Raw genomic sequence first — 16,160 nt, forward strand, 5'->3', positions numbered from 1 at the left:
CATCCGGCGCTGCTGGCCTTCAGCCGGTTACCGGACGACGACCCAATAATAATGAGAAGAGGCATCGTCATGTGCACGTTTCCCCACTGTCGCTGTTCCCACCGGCTTAGCTGCCGAAACCGGATCGCCTGATCCCGACCTTCTTTTCTTGTGACAGCGTCAGCCTCGGCTGGCACTTGTTCGACTGCGTTCTTTGCGTGGAATAAAAATAATGAACCAGCCTCAGTCTGCTGTAGGGAACTGCCTCGACGTGCAGTCCTTCATCAACGCTCAACCCATTTCGCGCTACCAATGGCGGGTGGTGATCCTGTGTTTCCTGATTGTCTTCCTCGATGGCCTCGACACCGCGGCCATGGGGTTTATCGCGCCGGCATTGTCCCAGGACTGGGGCATCGATCGCGCCAGCCTCGGCCCGGTGATGAGTGCGGCACTGATCGGCATGGTCTTTGGCGCCTTGGGTTCCGGGCCGTTGGCTGACCGCTTCGGGCGAAAAGTCGTACTGGTAGGCGCGGTGTTGTTGTTCGGTGCGTTCAGCCTGGCATCGGCTTACAGCACCAATGTCGATCAACTGCTGGTGCTGCGTTTCCTCACCGGCCTGGGCCTGGGCGCCGGCATGCCGAACGCGACCACGCTGCTGTCCGAATACACCCCGGAACGCAAGAAGTCCCTGCTGGTGACCAGCATGTTCTGCGGCTTCAACCTCGGCATGGCCGGGGGCGGTTTCATCTCGGCCAAACTGATCCCGGCCTTCGGCTGGCACAGCCTGTTGATGATCGGCGGGATTCTGCCGCTGATGCTCACCGTCGTTTTGCTGTTGTGGTTGCCTGAATCGGCGCGCTATCTGGTGGTGCGCAATCGCGGTACCGACAAAGTGCGCAAAGCCCTGGCACCGATCGACCCAGCGCTGGTGGCCCAGGCTTCGAGCTTCAGCGTGCCGGAACAGAAAACCGTGAAGGCACGCAATGTGTTCGCGGTGATCTTCTCCGGCACTTACAGCACCGGCACATTGTTGCTGTGGCTGACGTACTTCATGGGGCTGGTGATTGTTTATCTGCTGACCAGTTGGTTGCCGACGCTGATGCGTGACAGCGGCGCGAGCATGGAGCAGGCCGCATTCATTGGTGCGCTGTTCCAGCTGGGTGGGGTGTTGAGCGCAGTGGGCGTGGGTTGGGCGATGGACCGGTTCAATCCGCACAAGGTCATCGGCACTTTCTACCTATTGGCCGGGGTGTTTGCCTACGCGGTAGGGCAGAGCCTGGGCAACATCGCCGTGCTGGCGACCCTGGTGCTGGTGGCCGGGATGTGTGTCAACGGCGCGCAATCGGCAATGCCGTCGCTGGCGGCGCGTTTTTACCCGACGCAAGGGCGGGCGACCGGTGTGTCGTGGATGCTTGGGATTGGCCGCTTCGGCGCGATCCTCGGGGCGTGGATGGGCGCGACGTTGCTGGGCCTGGGCTGGAACTTCGAGCAGGTGTTGACGGCTCTGGTGATTCCGGCCGCGTTGGCGACCACGGCGGTGGTGATCAAGGGCATGGTCAGCCATGCGGATGCGACCTGATCCGGCTTGAGAGTGATCGTTCCCACGCCGAGCGTGGGAACGATCTGAAATGCTTTTTTGGGATCGGTAGCGAGGTAACAATCTGTTCGATAAACGAACACTCAGTCGATTATCGGATTGTTTGGGTTGTTCCAGGGGCTTAATCTTCAGTCATTCCGGCGCTGCGCATCGGCGCCTTTTTCCCACACTGTCGGTTCATAACAAAACGGGAGCCTGCCCCATGGCTGAAATCCTTTCGCTGCATGACGCGGTGAAGCAGTTCGTCAACGACGGCGATACCGTCGCGCTCGAAGGCTTCACTCACCTGATTCCTACGGCGGCCGGTCACGAAATCATTCGCCAGGGCAAGAAAGATCTGACCCTGGTGCGGATGACGCCTGACCTGATCTACGACCAGTTGATCGGTGCCGGTTGTGCTCGCAAACTGATTTTCTCCTGGGGCGGCAACCCTGGCGTCGGTTCGCTGCACCGTCTGCGCGACGCAGTCGAGCGGCAGTGGCCGCATGCGCTGGAAATCGAAGAGCACAGCCACGCCGACCTGGCCAATGCCTACGTCGCGGGCGCTTCGGGCTTACCGTTCGCGGTGCTGCGAGCCTACGCCGGTTCCGACCTGCCGAAGGTCAACCCGCTGATCAAGACCGTCACGTGCCCGTTCACCGGCGAAGTGCTGGCGGCGGTGCCGTCGGTGCGCCCGGACATCACCGTGATTCACGCGCAGAAAGCCGACCGCCAAGGCAACGTGCTGCTCTGGGGCATTCTCGGGGTGCAGAAAGAAGCGGCGCTGGCGGCCAAGCGTTGCATCGTCACCGTCGAAGAAATCGTCGATGACCTCAATGCACCGATGAACGCTTGCGTGCTGCCGACCTGGGCTCTGAGCGCGGTCTGCCACGTACCGGGCGGCGCGCATCCGTCCTACGCCCACGGTTACACCGAGCGTGACAACCGCTTCTACCAGGCCTGGGACCCGATTGCCCGCGACCGTGAAACCTTCACCGCGTGGATCAACGAGTACATCCACGGCTGCGCTGACTTCAGCGAGTTCCAGGCCAAGCTGGCCGCTGCTTCGGAGGCCAAGTAATGACTTACACCACCAATGAAATGATGACCGTCGCCGCCGCCCGCCGCCTGAAAAACGGTTCGGTGTGCTTCGTTGGTATCGGCCTGCCGTCGAAAGCCGCCAACCTGGCGCGACTGACGTCCTCGCCCGATGTAGTCCTGATCTACGAATCGGGTCCGATAGGTGCCAAGCCAAGCGTACTGCCATTGTCGATCGGTGACGGTGAGCTGGCGGAAACCGCCGACACCGTCGTCCCGACCGGCGAGATTTTTCGCTACTGGCTGCAGGGCGGGCGCATTGACGTCGGCTTCCTCGGCGCCGCGCAAGTCGATCGCTTCGGCAACATCAACACCACGGTAGTCGGCGACTACCATCAGCCAAAAGTTCGCCTGCCGGGTGCAGGTGGCGCGCCGGAGATCGCCGGTTCCGCCAAGAGCGTGTTGATCATCCTCAAGCAGTCGGCGCGCTCCTTTGTCGACAAGCTCGACTTCATTACCTCGGTTGGTCATGGCGAGGGCGGTGATTCGCGCAAACGTCTCGGCCTGCCAGGCGCCGGTCCTGTCGGCATTATTACCGACCTGTGCATCATGGAACCGGAAGCCGGCACCCATGAATTCGTGGTCACCGCGCTGCACCCAGGGGTGACCCGCGAGCAAGTGATCGCGGCCACCGGTTGGCCGATTCGTTTTGCCGACACCGTTGAAAACACTGCCGAGCCAACCGAAGTCGAGTTGACCGCGCTGCGTGATCTGGAAGCCCGCACTGCGGCGGCCCACGGCCAAGCACCCGGAGAAGCCTGATGCGTGACGTTTATATCTGCGACGCGATTCGCACCCCCATTGGCCGATTCGGCGGTGGTCTGTCGGCGGTCCGTGCCGATGACCTGGCCGCCGTGCCGATCAAGGCGCTGATGGCGCGCAACCCGTCGGTGGACTGGAACGCGGTGGACGAGGTGTTCCTCGGCTGCGCCAACCAGGCCGGCGAAGACAACCGCAACGTGGCTCGAATGGCGTTGCTGCTGGCGGGGCTGCCGGAAACCATTCCAGGCGTCACCCTCAATCGCCTCTGCGCTTCGGGCATGGACGCTATCGGCACTGCGTTTCGGGCCATCGCCAGCGGTGAGATGGAGTTGGCGATTGCCGGTGGCGTCGAATCGATGTCCCGCGCGCCATTCGTGATGGGCAAGGCGGACGCGGCGTTTTCGCGCAACATGAAGCTGGAAGACACCACCATCGGCTGGCGATTCATCAACCCGCTGATGAAAGCCCAGTACGGCGTCGATGCAATGCCGCAAACCGCCGATAACGTGGCCGACGATTACCAGGTTTCCCGCGAGGATCAGGACGCTTTCGCACTGCGCAGTCAGCAACGGACAGCCGCCGCGCAAGCCGCAGGATTTTTCGCCGAAGAAATCGTTGAAGTGCGCATTGCCCACAAGAAGGGTGAAACAGTGGTCAGCCAGGACGAACATCCTCGCGCCGATACCACACTCGAGACCCTGGCCAAACTCAAACCGGTCAACGGCCCCGACAAAACCGTCACCGCCGGCAATGCCTCCGGTGTGAACGACGGTGCTGCAGCGCTGATCCTGGCTTCGGCCGAAGCCGTGAAAAAACACGGCCTGACCGCCCGCGCCAAAGTGCTCGGCATGGCCAGCGCCGGCGTCGCACCACGGGTGATGGGTATCGGCCCGGTGCCGGCGGTGCGTAAATTGACTGAGCGCCTGGGCGTGGCGGTCAACGATTTCGACGTGATCGAACTCAACGAAGCCTTCGCCAGCCAGGGTCTGGCGGTGCTGCGTGAACTGGGACTGGCGGATGACGCGGCCCAGGTCAACCCGAACGGTGGCGCCATTGCCTTGGGCCATCCGCTGGGCATGAGCGGTGCGCGTCTGGTGCTGACCGCACTGCATCAACTGGAAAAGACGGGCGGCAAGAAAGGCTTGGCGACCATGTGTGTCGGTGTCGGTCAGGGCCTGGCCCTGGCGATCGAACGGGTCTGACGCACAGAAGCGACTAATAAGAATTGAGGAAAGCGCAATGACTGACAAACCAGGTTACCGTCGCCCGCAGGCGGGCACTCAGCCGGAATACCTGCACCCTCCTTATCAATCCACCAACCTTCGCTCGCCGTCCAAGCCGTTGGTGTTTTTGCCTCATTCGCTGTCGGAAATCACCGGCCCGACCATCGGCGCCGAGCGTATTCAGGAGCGGGACAACGACCTGACCGCCCAGCACTCGGGCGAGCCATTGGGTGAACGGATCATCATCCACGGCCGTGTGCTGGATGAAGACGGTCTGCCGGTGCCGGGCATTCTGGTGGAGATCTGGCAGGCCAACGCCGCCGGTCGTTACAACCATGCCCGCGATCTGCACGACGCACCGATGGACCCGAACTTCACCGGTACCGGCCGCACCGTGACTGACGCCGATGGCTGGTACCAGTTCCAGACCATCAAGCCTGGCGCCTACCCGTGGGGTAACCACCACAATGCCTGGCGTCCGGCGCACGTCCATTTCTCCCTGTTCGGACCGAGCATTCTGACGCGCCTGGTGACCCAGATGTATTTCCCGGGTGACCCGTTGCTGGCCTACGACCCGATCTACAACTGCGTGCCCGATACCAGCGCCAAAGAGCGTCTGATCGCCAGTTTCGATCTGGAAAAAACCATCCCTTCCTATGCCCTCGCTTATCGTTGGGACATCGTTTTGCGCGGCCGCGACGCCACGCCGATGGAGAAATAAGATGACGCTGAACGCGACCACGTCCCACACCGTCGGACCGTACTACCACATCGGCCTGACCTGGCTGAACCGTGAAGACCTGACCGTTGAACAGACCCTCGGCGAGCGTGTGGCGATCACCGGGCAAGTCGTCGACGGCAATGGCGACTTCGTCAACGACGCCATGCTCGAAGTCTGGCAAGCCAACGCCGCTGGCAAGTACGACCACCCCGAAGACGATCAGGACAAACCTCTGGACCCGAACTTCGAAGGGTTTGGTCGGGTGCCGGTGGATGCGCAAGGGCGCTTTCGTTTTACCACGATCAAGCCGGGCACGGTGGAAGGCCTGAAGGGCACGACCCAGGCGCCGCACCTGGTGGTGCTGGTGTTTGCTCGCGGGTTGGTGAAGCACTTGCTGACGCGGATTTACTTCGATGGTGAGCCAGCCAACGTGGCGGACCCACTGCTCGAATGCGTGCCTGCCGAACGTCGTGGCACCTTGTTGGCGAAGCAGGATGCTGCGGGTGTTTATCAGTGGAATGTGATTCTGCAGGGGACGGATGCGGAGACGGTGTTCTTCGATTACTGAGTGATCGTTGCTCTTGTGGCGAGGGAGCTTGCTCCCGCTGGCTTGCGAAGCAAGCCCAAACCCGGCTGACATGATGTATCAGGCAAACCACGCCAACCGGTTTACGACTGCTTCGCAGCCGAGCGGGAGCAAGCTCCCTCGCCACAGAGATTGCATTGCTCTCAGGTCATGCATCTGCGGAACGGGACTATTGCGAAATATGTCTAGACTCTCACGGTCCCCACAGAGTGAAAAAACAATGACAACCTCCACAGCTGTCTACACCGGTGAAGAACGCAGCAAAAGAATCTTTGCGATTGTCGGCGCCTCGTCCGGCAATCTGGTCGAGTGGTTCGACTTCTACGTCTACGCCTTCTGTGCGATCTACTTTGCCCCGGCCTTTTTTCCGTCCGATAACCCCACGGTGCAGTTGGTCAACACCGCGGGCGTGTTTGCCGCCGGGTTTCTGATGCGTCCCATCGGCGGCTGGATCTTCGGTCGGCTGGCGGACAAGCACGGGCGCAAGAATTCGATGCTGATCTCGATTCTGATGATGTGCTTCGGCTCGCTGCTCATCGCTTGCCTGCCGACCTACAACAGTATCGGTGTCTGGGCGCCGATCCTGTTGCTGTTCGCGCGCTTGCTGCAGGGCTTGTCGGTGGGCGGCGAATACGGCACCACCGCGACTTACATGAGCGAAGTCGCCCTCAAGGGCCAGCGCGGGTTCTTCGCGTCGTTCCAGTACGTGACGCTGATTGGCGGACAGTTGCTGGCGGTGTCGCTGGTGGTGATCCTGCAGCAGTTCCTCAATGAGGATGAGTTGCGTGCCTACGGCTGGCGGATTCCGTTCGTGGTCGGTGCAGTGGCTGCGTTGATTTCATTGTTCCTGCGTCGTGCGCTCAAGGAAACCAGCAGTAAGGAAATGCGCGAAAGCAAGGATGCCGGCAGCATTGGTGCGCTGTTCCGCGATCACAAGGCAGCCTTCATCACCGTGCTGGGTTACACCGCCGGCGGTTCGCTGATTTTCTACACCTTCACCACGTACATGCAGAAGTACCTGGTGAACACCGCTGGCATGCACGCCAAGACCGCCAGCTACATCATGACCGGTGCACTGTTCCTTTATATGTGCATGCAGCCGCTGTTCGGCATGCTCGCCGACAAGATTGGCCGGCGCAATTCGATGCTCTGGTTCGGCGCCCTCGGGACGTTGTTCACCGTACCGATCCTGTTGAGCCTGAAAAGTGTCAGCAGTCCGTTCCTGGCGTTTGTGCTGATTACCGTGGCGCTGGCGATCGTCAGTTTCTACACCTCGATCAGCGGTCTGGTGAAAGCCGAAATGTTCCCGCCAGAAGTGCGCGCCTTGGGTGTAGGCCTGGCGTATGCGGTGGCCAACGCGATCTTCGGCGGTTCGGCGGAATATGTAGCGCTGAGCCTTAAAGCCGCAGGCATGGAAAACTCGTTCTACTGGTACGTGACGGTGATGATGGCGGTGGCGTTCCTGTTCAGCCTGCGTCTGCCGAAACAGCCGAAGTATCTGGAAAACGACCTTTGATCTTTCCGCGGGGGCCGTACTGGCCCTCGCCTGCAAGGACTGTTTATGAATCAGCGACCGGGCAATCAATTGTTCGATGCCTACTTCACCGCACGCGACATGCGCGAGGTGTTCTGCGATCAGGGCCGGGTTCAGGCCATGCTGGATTTCGAAGCCGCATTGGCCCGGGCCGAAGCGCGGGTTGGCCTGATTCCGCAAGCGGCTGTCGCGTCTATTGAAGCGGCCTGTAAAGCCGAGCATTACGATTTCGCCGCGCTCGGTGAGGCGATTGCCACGGCGGGCAATTCGGCGATCCCTTTGGTCAAGGCGCTGGGCAAGCAGATCGCCAAAAGCGATGCCGAAGCCGAGCGCTACGTGCATCTGGGCGCGACCAGCCAGGACGTGATGGACACTGGCCTGGTGTTGCAATTGCGCCGCGCGCTGCAACTGATCGAAGCTGATCTGGCGCAGCTGGGGGAAACCCTTGCGACCCAGGCCAAGCGATACGTCGCCACGCCGCTGGCCGGGCGCACCTGGTTGCAACACGCGACACCGGTCACCCTTGGCATGAAGATCGCCGGTTGGCTGGGCGCGGTAACCCGCAGCCGCCAGCGTCTGCTGGAACTCAAGCCGCGCCTGCTGGTGCTGCAATTCGGTGGCGCCTCCGGCACCCTCGCAGCCCTTGGCGATCAGGCGATGCCGATTGCCGAAGTCTTGGCCGCGGAACTGCAACTGACCTTGCCGGAACAACCCTGGCACACCCAGCGTGATCGTTTGGTGGAGTTCGGCGCGGTGCTTGGCTTGATCGCCGGCAGCCTCGGCAAACTCGGTCGCGACATCAGCCTGTTGATGCAGACCGAAGCTGGCGAAGTGTTCGAACCGTCGGCGCCGGGCAAGGGCGGTTCCTCGACCATGCCGCACAAACGCAACCCGGTGGGCGCGGCGGTGCTGATCGGTGCGGCGACGCGGGTGCCGGGTTTGCTTTCGACTTTGTTCAGCGCGATGCCCCAGGAACACGAGCGCAGCCTGGGCCTGTGGCATGCCGAATGGGAAACCCTGCCGGAGATCTGCTGCTTGGTGTCGGGCAGCCTGCAGCAAGCGCTATTGGTGGCCGACGGACTGGAAGTGGACGCGATGCGCATGACCCGCAACCTCGACCTGACCCAGGGCCTGGTGCTCGCCGAAGCCGTGAGCATCGTCCTGGCGCAACGGGTCGGTCGCGACACCGCGCATCATCTGCTGGAGCAATGCTGCAAGCGTGCTGTGGCCGAGCAACGTCATCTGCGCGCGGTACTCGGCGATGAGCCGCAAGTGACCGCCGAGTTGTCGGACGCTGAACTCGATCATCTGCTGGACCCCGCCCATTACCTCGGTCAGGCCCATACCTGGGTCGAGCGAGCGGTGGCTGAACATTTTGCGTTGACTGCCTGAAGGAGACTGCTGTGGCATTCGTACAACTCGCCGATGGCGAACTGCACTACCAAATTCAAGGGCCGCAACTCGATGGACCGGTGGATGCGCCGGTACTGGTGCTGTCCAACTCACTGGGCACCGACCTGCACATGTGGGACGCGCAGATCCCGGCGTTCACCGAGCATTTTCGGGTGCTGCGTTTTGACACCCGTGGTCACGGCAAGTCATTGGTGACGCCAGGGCCGTACAGCATCGAGCAACTGGGCCGCGACGTGCTGGCGCTGCTGGATGCGTTGCACATCGAGCGCGCGCATTTCTGCGGTCTGTCCATGGGCGGGTTGATCGGCCAATGGCTGGGGATCAATGCCGGTCAGCGTTTGAACAAACTGATCGTGTGCAACACCGCGGCGAAAATCGGCAATCCATCGGTGTGGAACCCTCGGATCGAAACCGTGCTGCGCGACGGCGCGGCGGCGATGGTCGCCCTGCGCGATGCGTCGATTGCGCGCTGGTTCACTCCGGATTTTTCCGCCGCCAATCCGGCAGCGGCGAAGCAGATCACCGACATGCTCGCGGCTACCTCGCCTGAAGGTTACGCGGCCAATTGCGCGGCGGTGCGCGATGCCGATTTCCGCGATCAGTTGTCCTCGATCAAGGTGCCGCTACTGGTGATCGCCGGTACTGAAGACGCGGTAACGCCACCGTCCGGCGGGCATTTCATTCAGGAACATGTGCGGGGCGCCGAGTACGCCGAGTTCTACGCCGCGCACCTGTCCAACGTCCAGGCCGGCGCTGCGTTCAGCGAGCGGGTGCTGGCGTTTCTTTCAGGTCATTGAGGAATTTTTTGTGGACGAGAAACAACGTTACGACGAGGGCATGAAAGTCCGTCGCGCAGTGCTCGGTGACGCCCACGTCGACCGCAGCCTGAACGCGCTGACCGAGTTCAACTCGGAGTTCCAGGAGATGATCACCCGCCATGCCTGGGGCGACATCTGGACCCGTCCGGGCCTGCCGCGCCACACCCGCAGCCTGATCACCATCGCCATGCTGATCGGCATGAACCGCAACGAAGAACTTAAACTGCACCTGCGCGCCGCCGCCAACAATGGCGTAACCCGTGGCGAGATCAAGGAAGTGATCATGCAGAGCGCGATCTATTGCGGAATTCCGGCGGCCAACGCGACGTTCCACCTGGCCGAGTCGGTGTGGGATGAGTTGGGGGTTGAGTCGCGGGAGTGATCCGCGAAAGTTGTGTTGCTTGAGCTGACGTCTTCGCGGGCAAGCCTCGCTCCTACAGGTGGTGTGATCTGTAGGAGCGAGGCTTGCCCGCGAAGGCGTTTTAGAGTCTTACAGCAGGCTGATCGGATAGCTGACGATCAACCGGTTCTCATCGAACTCGTTGTTGCTGAAGTCACGGCGGATGGTGGAGTTGCGCCATTTGACGTTGAGGTCTTTGAGTGCGCCGCTTTGTACGGTGTAACCCAGTTCGCTTTCGCGGCCCCACTCCTTGCCGTCGCTGGTGGTGGCGGTGTGGACGTTGTCGCCGCTGATGTAGCGGTTCATCAGGGTCAGGCCCGGCACGCCCAGAGCGGCGAAGTTGTAGTCGTGGCGCACTTGCCAGGATTTTTCCCTGGCGTTGTCATAGCTGGAGTTGTAGCTGTCGTTGGCCAGGGTGCCGCCGCTGGTGCCGTTGACCCGCATCCATGCGTTGTCGCCGGTGAGTTTTTGCAGGCCGACGTAAAAGGTGTTGCCACCGTATTTGGCCGAGAACAGACCCGACCAGGTCTTGTTGTCCAGCTCGCCCGCCCGAGCGCTGCCGTCATCCTTGCCGTAGAAGAACCCGAGATTGGCGCCCAGCGTCCAGTCACCCAGCGGTTGGGTGTGGATCAGGTTGACGTATTGCTGGCTGTAGATGTCCTTGAGTTCAGCATTCCACAGGCCGATCTGAGTACGCTTGTCGTTGAAGACGTATTCACCGCCCTGGAAGTTGAAGCGGTCTGAGGTGAACGCCGCTTTGCCGGTCATCGACATGTCATTCATGCTGCTATCGTCGCGCGGGCTGTTGGCGCGGAACTGGCCGCCGTAGAGCGTCAGGCCATTGATTTCCTTCGAGGTGATCTGGCCGCCACGGAAGGTTTGTGGCAGCGAGCGACCGTCGTCCGAACGCAGGATCGGCAGCACCGGCATCCATTCGCCGACCTTCACTTCGGTCTGGGACAACTTCGCCTTGAACGCCACGTTGGCGCGACCGAAGTTGTCCGCCGGGCGGCCATCGTGATCCAGCGGCAGCAACTGCGTACCGCCGGTGCCTTTACCGCCGTCGAGCTTGACCGAATACAACCCCAGCACGTCCATGCCGAACCCGACGGTGCCCTGGGTGAACCCGGATTTGGCGTCGAGGATAAAGCTTTGCGTCCACTCTTCAGCCTTGCCCTGGCTCTTGGTCGGATTGGTGAAGTTACGGTTGATGTAGAAGTTACGCAGGTTCAGGTTGACCTTGGCACCTTCGACAAAGCCTGCTTCCTCGGCCAAGGCGGGCAGGGCCGCGCCGGCCAGTGCGATGGCGATCAGACTGGGGAACAAATACTGCGTGGTGGAGGAAGTCATGGACTCGGGTCTCTCTAATTGTCAGGGATAAGGCAGTACACAGCCGCAACCAAGGGGTCGCAGACAAAAAATCGAATTCGGATAAGGGGGCGGGCGAGATCAGCCGGAGCGCAGAGGGCGCGTAGTCATGGTGTCGGACCTTGTTGTTATTGATTTTTGCAGGTGCGGACAATGGTGCGAGGGATGGGCGGGGGGATTCAATTGGGGGGGATGGGGTTTTGGGCGATTAACGAACACTAATCGACGTCAGCGTGGGCGCGGACGGTATGAGGCATTCCTAATAAAATCCCATAGTTATTCGGGTTGATAAGGGGCGTCCGCAGGTGTGTTCTATTAATGGCGCCTTGTTGTTTTTTTTGATGTTAGATGGAAGTGTTTATTGCTTTAGTTGTAAGACGTTTCCTACAGTGTTGGCTGTCATTAAAGGTAGATCAATAGTCGCCGGTTAAACTTAAGAACTGGTGTTGTCGGTTATCGTAAAAAGATTTAAAGAGAACCATGGGCTTGGCTGGAAAAGAAAAGAGGCCTTGCTATATTCAAATTCCTCAGGCGGGCAAAAGAAACTCTCTTGCTTCGTCAGGGGATGTTTTTCGTCATGCCGAAATAACAAGGAGAAGTACCATGGGTAATAAAGTCAATCAGGAACGTTTGGCCTCGGTTCTGGGACGGGCCGTGCTGGACGAAAAATTTGCCAACGCCTTACACAGTGATCCGGCAGGGGCGGCTAAAAATATTGGCGTGCACTTAAGTACTGACGAGATCGCGGCGGTTAAAGGTATTGATGCTGCAAAACTGACGGCAGCTTCCTCCAGCATTCGGAGCAACCTGGGGATACGCGCGGTATTCGATACACAGAACCAGCAGCAACAAGCGCGCATGGATTAACGGTGGGTGATGCCATTTGGCGTGCCACGAAAGGTGGGCTTTTACGGTGGTACGCCGAATGGCCTTATCAGACCCATGACCTGAAGCACTCGGGCACGGAGTGAATGACGCATGTCTGTCACCTTGGCTCCAATGAATGACGCGGACTTTGCTACGTTCGCCGACAGAGCCCTTGCTGAATATGGCGACGGGATGGTCGCCGCCGGCGAGTGGGGCCAGGAGGAGGCGTCGCAAAGGGCACGAAGCGTCTTCGAGCAATTGTTGCCGCAAGGGCGATTGACTGAAAAGAATCAACTCTGGGTAATCCAGGATCAAGCGCGGCGCATCGGTGAATTATGGGTTGCCGAACGACACGCTGGCGCCGGTCGGATCGCCTTCATTCTGGATATTTACATTGACCCCGGCGAGCGCCGCCAGGGTTATGCAAAACAATCGCTGCTGGCCCTGGAATCATGGGCGAGCCAGGCGGGATGCAAGGAAGTGCGGTTGCATGTCTTTGGTCGCAACGATGCGGCGCGTCGTCTTTATGAACAACTGGGTTATGGCATTGCCAGTCTGACAATGGCGAAGCCGTTGCCGCCAACCTAAGGGAAGGTTGAGAAATGGACATCGGTAACAGTGGTCAACGTGAGCTCTCGGTCGAGGATTTATTTCAGGGCACGACCTTCCTTGCGGATTCGGAGCCTTCGCGATTTGAAGTCTTGCTGGAGCGTGTCAGTCGAAATCGATACACCAGCTTTGTTGCGCTGTACACCGAACTTTTTCAGTTGTTTCCCAACGCGCCACATCTGGCAGAGTTTTTTGAACAGGCATTTAATCTTATCGTCCCTCCGACCCGTGAACAGCGCTTGATTATTAATGATCCGGTGTTTCAAGTGTGGAATGTACTGACCGCTCATTATGCCAATCTGGTCATCACGAAAAAGACCGAGGACAGGAGTGAGCTGGAAAAAATGCTGTTTGAATTTCCAGAGATGTTAGTGCGTGTCAAAGCATCCGACAGTTCCCGCGTGAATCATTATTGCCCCCCTGTGCATCGGTTTGATGTCGATCCGCTGGTAGCGATAGTGATGCCGCCCAGTTATGAGTTTCCGGAGGATGAAGCCGTCCGCAAACAGTTGGAGCGTAGCGGTTACTCCGTACGGTTTTTTTGCGACGTGGTGAATATTGCCCTGTTGCGCATAGAGCACACATGGCCCGCCTGCCGTGAGCAAATCAAAAAACTGGTCAAGTCGATTTTCTATTTACCCGATGGTTCATTTCGAAGCTGTTCGGCGTCCCGTTTCACCGGAATCATCCTGCTGTCGAGCCGGGATGATTCGATACTCGATCTGGAAGAGTCCCTGGTGCATGAGGCCACCCATCAGTTGCTCTATCACATTGTCGAGGCGTGCCCGGTCGTTAAGGAAGAGACCTCGCGGGAGCCTTTGTACACCTTGCCGTGGTCGGGACAGAAGCGTGACTTTTATGGCTACTTCCACGCGTTTTACGTGTACATCGCGTTGGTCAAATACCTGGGGCGGGTTCGTTCGCGTTCGACCGATGAGCTGCAACGGGCGCAAAACCGTCTTCTGTACATTCTGCGAGGCTTGATCAAGGCATTGCCGGACTTTGAGGCCAGCACTGAATTCACCCCACAAGGACGTCAACTTCTGGAAAACCTCGCCAAAGAGGTCAGAGCGCAGGAAAACCAATATGCCGGGCTGTTGGCGATATCGGGGACTGATACTGAGCAACAACGCTTGCTGGGTCTGACCGCCTGAAGCCGGGGAGGCTCACATGGGGATGTTTGATGCCTCGTCCTATCCCGAGGCCGGAGTAGGGCTGGAATACCATTTGCCACGGCGCAGGGCACAGGATGACCGGTCGGAGGATGGACTTGACCCGACTGTCGAGCGAATTCTCGCTGAGGGTTTGCCGCATTTCGATTACGTCGAGTTTCAGCCGACCCACTGCATCCTGCAGCCTCGTTTACTTGACGTCAGCGCTCGAGTACCGAGCCTGCTGCACTCGTCCAGTTTGTCCCTGGGCAGCGTGGGCATCGCGATGGATCGCGAATTTCTGAACATGACGCGGAGACTGTGCGACAAAACCCGCTCGCCGTGGCTGGCCGAGCATATTTCCTGGTCGCGTTTCCACGGTGGCGACACGCAGCATTTCATTTTGCCGACCCTGGCCCAAGAGGTGGCTGACACGGTGGTGGCCAATGCCATCGAATTGCGCGAGCTCACGGCCACACTGCTGGTGCTGGAAAACGCACCGCGGTTGTTTTCATTGTCGGGCGCACAAGAGCAGTCCGAAGGCGAGTTCATTTCCAGTGTGGTGGAGCGCAGCGGCTCGGGATTTTTGCTGGATCTTGACAGCGCGATCACGACCGCCAGAACCCAGGGTTACGACCTGAACGACTATTTGCGTTCGTTGCCGCTGGACCGGTTGATTGAAATTCACACCAGCCATCCACGGCGGGATTGGGACATTTTGCGTGAGCTGTTCAGATCATCCCCGGTGAAAGCGATCACCCTGGAGTGGGATATTTCGCGCAAAACCGATGACGCGGAACTGTTGACCTTGATCAAGGCCATCAAGTCCTTGAGGCCCAAGGCCCTGTTCTGGCAGGAGCTTGATCAACAGGGTGATCAACAGACGCCGTCGGAGGACGCGCAGACCCTGCTGAAACTCAGGGAAAGCACCTGGCTCAGCGTTGGCTCGGCGTCGTTTTTTATCCGAGACCGGCAGCAGGACTTGAGCCTGGAGTTTGACGTGACGTTGCTGCCGTTACTGCGCCATTTCCTGAGCCCGCAAACGCTGGAAAGTGCCTTGTTGCTGCCGGGGGTTTTGCAAAGTCCTGCACAGGACGACAACCTGGCGTTTCTGAGAACACTGGTCAGCCATGGTGTTTTGCTGCCCGTGGTGAATCAATCGGGTTCGGTCACGTATAACCAGGGTAAGCATTCGCTCAACCTTTGGACCCGTTGGGATGCAGCGCTGGAGTTTTACCTGAGTACCCGGACCGGCTCGCACACGCCCTACATCAGCGTTGCCGAGCTGGAAACGGAGCTGGAGCAAAAGGCCTCGGCGCAACCTCAGCCGTCGGCGTTCAAGGACTACTGGTCCCATCCGTTCATCGCCCTGGAAAACCCGCTGCTGCCTGCCTGTGCGATTGCTCAGCCGACGCTGCTGGACTCGCTGTGCAATCGCCGTACGTCGCGAACCTTCAGTGATCAGCCGTTGAGTTCGGAACAACTGTCTTTGTTGCTCTACTACACTTGGGGCGCGACCGTCGTGCAGCACAACCGCATGGGTGACTATTTCCTGAAGAAAACCTCGCCGGCCGGCGGTTCGCTGCAGGGCACCGAGGTGTATGCGGTGCTGATGAACGTGCAGGGTTTCGAGCGGGGGCTTTACCACTATTCGGTACGCCGTCATGGGCTTGAGCTGCTTTCCCTGGAAGATCCGCGAGCCTGGATCAGCGAGGCTTGTGGTGGACAGGCGTGGATCAAGGATGCGGCAGCGGTGTTCGTTTCCACGGCGCGGGTCGAGCGAATGGCCTGGAAATACGAATTCAGCCGCGCACTGCGGGTGGCGCTGATGGATGCCGGGCATCTGAGTCAGACCTTTTCCCTGCTGGCCACCGCGCTGGATCTGGGCAGTTTCACGACCGCAGCGTTACGCGACGAAATGTTCGAAAACCGCTTGGGGCTCGATTATCTGGAAGAGCCGGTGTTTCTGGTCAATGGAGTCGGAGGGTGAAGCGAACAGGCTGGTTTTTTTCACGACCAACAAAAAGCCCACCAAACGGTGGGCTTCGTGTTTAC

At 59.6% G+C, this 16,160-nt stretch carries 15 protein-coding genes; 14 read left to right on the top strand and 1 reads right to left on the bottom strand.

The window, feature by feature from the left end; genetic code table 11:
- Positions 1–211 precede the first annotated feature (211 nt).
- The 10 genes from pcaK to pcaC all read left to right on the top strand — a co-directional run bounded on the left by pcaK (position 212) and on the right by pcaC (position 10,092).
- Positions 212–1,558: a 4-hydroxybenzoate transporter PcaK gene (gene pcaK, locus AC07V0_RS08345; RefSeq protein ID WP_019647901.1), complete on the top strand. Its 1,347-nt coding sequence runs from the start codon at positions 212–214 to the stop codon at positions 1,556–1,558.
- A gap of 220 nt (positions 1,559–1,778) precedes the next feature.
- Positions 1,779–2,636 carry a CoA transferase subunit A gene (locus AC07V0_RS08350; RefSeq protein WP_018926877.1) on the top strand — a complete coding sequence of 286 codons (858 nt, stop codon included), beginning with the start codon at positions 1,779–1,781 and terminating at the stop codon, positions 2,634–2,636.
- Positions 2,636–3,415: a CoA-transferase subunit beta gene (locus AC07V0_RS08355; protein WP_019580916.1), complete on the top strand. Its 780-nt coding sequence runs from the start codon at positions 2,636–2,638 to the stop codon at positions 3,413–3,415. Before AC07V0_RS08350 ends, AC07V0_RS08355 begins: the two co-directional genes overlap by 1 nt.
- The gene (gene pcaF, locus AC07V0_RS08360; RefSeq protein ID WP_173861175.1) at positions 3,412–4,617 is read left to right on the top strand and encodes a 3-oxoadipyl-CoA thiolase; all 1,206 of its coding nucleotides are present in this window, start codon (positions 3,412–3,414) and stop codon (positions 4,615–4,617) included. Before AC07V0_RS08355 ends, pcaF begins: the two co-directional genes overlap by 4 nt.
- Positions 4,618–4,654: 37 nt before the next feature.
- Positions 4,655–5,359, top strand: coding sequence for a protocatechuate 3,4-dioxygenase subunit beta (gene pcaH / locus AC07V0_RS08365; RefSeq protein ID WP_018926874.1), 705 nt, complete (start codon positions 4,655–4,657; stop codon positions 5,357–5,359).
- 1 nt (position 5,360) lies between these two features.
- The gene (gene pcaG / locus AC07V0_RS08370) at positions 5,361–5,927 is read left to right on the top strand and encodes a protocatechuate 3,4-dioxygenase subunit alpha (RefSeq protein WP_018926873.1); all 567 of its coding nucleotides are present in this window, start codon (positions 5,361–5,363) and stop codon (positions 5,925–5,927) included.
- Between the two features lie 238 nt (positions 5,928–6,165).
- Positions 6,166–7,461 (top strand): MFS family transporter, encoded by a 1,296-nt coding sequence (locus tag AC07V0_RS08375; RefSeq protein ID WP_064619884.1) that lies wholly within the window; start codon positions 6,166–6,168, stop codon positions 7,459–7,461.
- A gap of 45 nt (positions 7,462–7,506) precedes the next feature.
- Complete coding sequence (locus AC07V0_RS08380) at positions 7,507–8,871, top strand: 3-carboxy-cis,cis-muconate cycloisomerase (protein ID WP_086944796.1); 1,365 nt, start codon at positions 7,507–7,509, stop codon at positions 8,869–8,871.
- Positions 8,872–8,882: 11 nt separating this feature from the next.
- Positions 8,883–9,689, top strand: a complete 807-nt coding sequence (gene pcaD / locus AC07V0_RS08385) for a 3-oxoadipate enol-lactonase (RefSeq protein ID WP_086944797.1) — start codon at positions 8,883–8,885, stop codon at positions 9,687–9,689.
- Between the two features lie 10 nt (positions 9,690–9,699).
- Positions 9,700–10,092 (top strand): 4-carboxymuconolactone decarboxylase, encoded by a 393-nt coding sequence (pcaC, locus tag AC07V0_RS08390; RefSeq protein ID WP_028939260.1) that lies wholly within the window; start codon positions 9,700–9,702, stop codon positions 10,090–10,092.
- 108 nt (positions 10,093–10,200) lie between these two features.
- On the opposite strand, the gene AC07V0_RS08395 is transcribed toward pcaC, so the two are convergent.
- On the bottom strand, positions 10,201–11,460 hold the full coding sequence (locus AC07V0_RS08395; protein WP_018926868.1) for an OprD family porin: 1,260 nt from the start codon (positions 11,458–11,460) through the stop codon (positions 10,201–10,203).
- 621 nt (positions 11,461–12,081) lie between these two features.
- Between AC07V0_RS08395 and AC07V0_RS08400 the strand changes: the two genes are divergently transcribed.
- The 4 genes from AC07V0_RS08400 (at position 12,082) to AC07V0_RS08415 (ending at position 16,095) form a co-directional block, all read left to right on the top strand.
- Positions 12,082–12,345: an Os1348 family RiPP precursor gene (locus AC07V0_RS08400; protein ID WP_018926867.1), complete on the top strand. Its 264-nt coding sequence runs from the start codon at positions 12,082–12,084 to the stop codon at positions 12,343–12,345.
- Positions 12,346–12,456: 111 nt separating this feature from the next.
- Positions 12,457–12,933: a GNAT family N-acetyltransferase gene (locus tag AC07V0_RS08405; RefSeq protein WP_026286480.1), complete on the top strand. Its 477-nt coding sequence runs from the start codon at positions 12,457–12,459 to the stop codon at positions 12,931–12,933.
- A 14-nt stretch (positions 12,934–12,947) separates the two neighbouring features.
- Positions 12,948–14,108: an aKG-HExxH-type peptide beta-hydroxylase gene (locus AC07V0_RS08410; RefSeq protein ID WP_019580907.1), complete on the top strand. Its 1,161-nt coding sequence runs from the start codon at positions 12,948–12,950 to the stop codon at positions 14,106–14,108.
- 16 nt (positions 14,109–14,124) lie between these two features.
- Complete coding sequence (locus AC07V0_RS08415) at positions 14,125–16,095, top strand: multinuclear nonheme iron-dependent oxidase (protein ID WP_086944798.1); 1,971 nt, start codon at positions 14,125–14,127, stop codon at positions 16,093–16,095.
- The last annotated feature ends 65 nt before the right edge of the window (positions 16,096–16,160 follow it).

The sequence above is a fragment of the Pseudomonas sp. GW821-FHT01E10 genome, from assembly GCF_059422365.1.